We start from the raw sequence: 1019 nt of genomic DNA on the forward strand, positions 1-1019 counted from the left end.
GCTATTAACATCGACAAAGACGGCTCGGCGGCAGCCGACATCACGCTGCGCTCGGAAGTGCCCGGCGGGGCGCTGATCCGGCCGCCCGCGGGCTCGTGGAACGCGATCAGTGTCAACGCCAACTACGTGACAATCGACGGCTTTGACATCGGCGGCGCCAAAGGCGACGGCATCGAAGCGAACAATGTCCACCACGTCCAGATCCTCAACAACAAGGTCCACGGCAGCGGCGAGTCCGGCATCCAGTTCAACCAGTCGGACTTCATTCGCATCGAAGGGAACGAGACCTACAACAACGCGTCGTCGGGCTGGTTCTCGGGCATCTCGATTTACCAGAACCGGAACATCACCGGCGATACCTCGACCGACGGCTACCGGACGATCGTGCGGGACAACATCTCGCACGACAACGTCACCAAGTCGGGTGCGCACACCGACGGCAACGGCATCATCATCGACGATTTCCAGAGCACGCAGACGAGCGGTCATCCGAACTACACGTTCAAGACCCTGGTCGACAATAACCTCGTCTACGAGAACGGCGGCAAAGGCATCCAGGTTACCTGGAGCGACTCCGTCACGGTGAAAAACAACACCGCATACCACAACAATCAGGACCCGGCGAACACCGGCACCTGGCGCGGTGAGCTCAGCAACTCGGCGTCGAGCAACAACACCTGGGCCAACAACATCGCCGTTGCGGACCCATCGGTGAACAAGAACAACACTGCGATCGATAACACGTCGACCGACGGCTACACCAACAACAACGTCGTCTGGGCCAACAACATCACCTACAACGGCACGGCCGGCCAGGCATCGGTCAAGACCGACGGCGGCAACGCGATGCCGAGCGCGGCGAACGGCAACAAGCTCGGCATCGACCCGAAATTCGCGGGGGCAGCGAGCGACAACTTCCACCTCGGCTCCGGCTCGGCGGCGATCGACAGCGGAACCGCTAAGTACGGCGTCGGGTCGGTCGATCTCGACGGCCACGCTCGCGTCGTTGGAACTGTCGA

1 protein-coding gene is annotated in these 1019 nt (G+C 61.4%); it reads left to right on the plus strand.

Annotated elements, in window-relative coordinates:
* Positions 1-1019: right-handed parallel beta-helix repeat-containing protein (locus B5P46_RS28665; protein WP_206735419.1), on the plus strand; the 1019-nt coding region annotated here is incomplete at both ends.

Source organism: Rhizobium leguminosarum, from assembly GCF_004123835.1.
Classification (GTDB): domain Bacteria; phylum Pseudomonadota; class Alphaproteobacteria; order Rhizobiales; family Rhizobiaceae; genus Rhizobium; species Rhizobium leguminosarum_M.